The following is a 1325-nucleotide window of genomic DNA, read 5'->3' on the forward strand; positions in this document are numbered from 1 at the left end:
TACTACAGGGAAGTAGCTCCACAACTTAACGAACCGCTGTATGCGAGACCCGCTTGTACAGTGGTGTGAGAGGCGCTCCCCGCTACCTAACGGTGGCGGGGCCGTCTACTCGATTAGCAGGCGCTATTTTTACAGTGAATTGATATAGTCCTCATAGCCACTCTTCGCCATAACCTCACGAACAGGAAGCTCATATACGTCTTTCCAGGAGCCTGCTCCATGCTTTTTTTCATAGAATTCTATAATTCTGAAACCGAGCCAGTAGCAAACAGTCCGTGGTGCCTCCTCGAAAAGCTTTTTGCCTCTGTGCATTCCACAGTTGCAGGAGTAGGGCGTCTGTTTTTCAGATGATTCAAGAAGATAAGGTTTTGACTTCGTGAAGATTTCCTTCTCGTTCCGCATATACCAATCCCACTCTTCTTCTGTCATATTCTCTACGGCTCTGTGCTTGGTAATCTTACCGCCAAAGTATTTATAGGTATAGTAGCAGGCCAGCCCTTCGTCTATGGTATTGAGCAGCGCGGTGCTGCGGTCAGGGTCGGTGGCTCGAGTGGGCTCATAGGCAAGGTGGTTGATTTCATGGGGGAAGCCCTCCGTTAGTACACGATTTAAATCATAATCTGTGTCCATCAAATCAAGCACAAACATGGATTGGTCACAGCCTCCAATTTTAACCCCTTGCAACGGCACGAAGACAATACTTATTTTTGCCTTGGGTTTGTGTTTACCAATCAACGAGGTAAAACCAGCCAAGCTTGATGTTAGGATTGAATCAACATTTTGCTTGAGTAGCTCACGAACCCGTTGCTCCATAAACTCTCTGTTCTCAGCATAGATTTTCCTGTTCCACACTACCATCCCCTCCTTATTATTGAACTTACCTGAGTTTTCCTCACCGAATATCATGGCATAGCAACCGTCCCACAGCTTTTGATGCTGCTTGTATACCTTGTTGACAATGAGCATGCTGTCATACGTGTTTCCCTGATTCGCTAACAATTGGTGCTTGTAGGAGTTGTACACTGTAATGTCCCCAATTTGTATACTATCGCTTACCTGCTCCAGTTTAGAGTAAAGGTTAGGCTCAGGTATAGATTTTGAGCCATTATTTTGCCTGTTCTGTGTGCACGAGGCATGGGCAAGAAACAAGATAAGCAAAAGGTAACCAATAGGACTTCTCATTTTTCTATTTGATTTAGTTGCTGCTAACGAAATGGTCTAGCAGACGCTTTGGCTTGTCAGGCTTGCGAGGGTGTCTGCTAGGGTGTGTTGGGCGGGGTTGTTTTTCCCTTTTTCCCCCCGGCACTGCGTTGTAAAAACAAGGG

At 46.0% G+C, this 1325-nt stretch carries 1 protein-coding gene; it reads right to left on the reverse strand.

The features are described from left to right. Positions 1-129: 129 nt before the first annotated feature. Positions 130-966 (reverse strand): gliding motility protein GldB-related protein, encoded by an 837-nt coding sequence (locus OO017_RS19850; protein ID WP_266054448.1) that lies wholly within the window; start codon positions 964-966, stop codon positions 130-132. Between the last annotated feature and the right edge of the window lie 359 nt (positions 967-1325).

It is taken from the genome of Pontibacter anaerobius (assembly GCF_026241195.1).
GTDB lineage: Bacteria > Bacteroidota > Bacteroidia > Cytophagales > Hymenobacteraceae > Pontibacter > Pontibacter anaerobius.

Excerpts from the sequence above, each read along its gene's own strand:
- OO017_RS19850 (WP_266054448.1), bottom strand. The coding sequence starts at position 966 with ATGCTCATTGTCAACAAGGTATACAAGCAGCATCAAAAGCTGTGGGAC.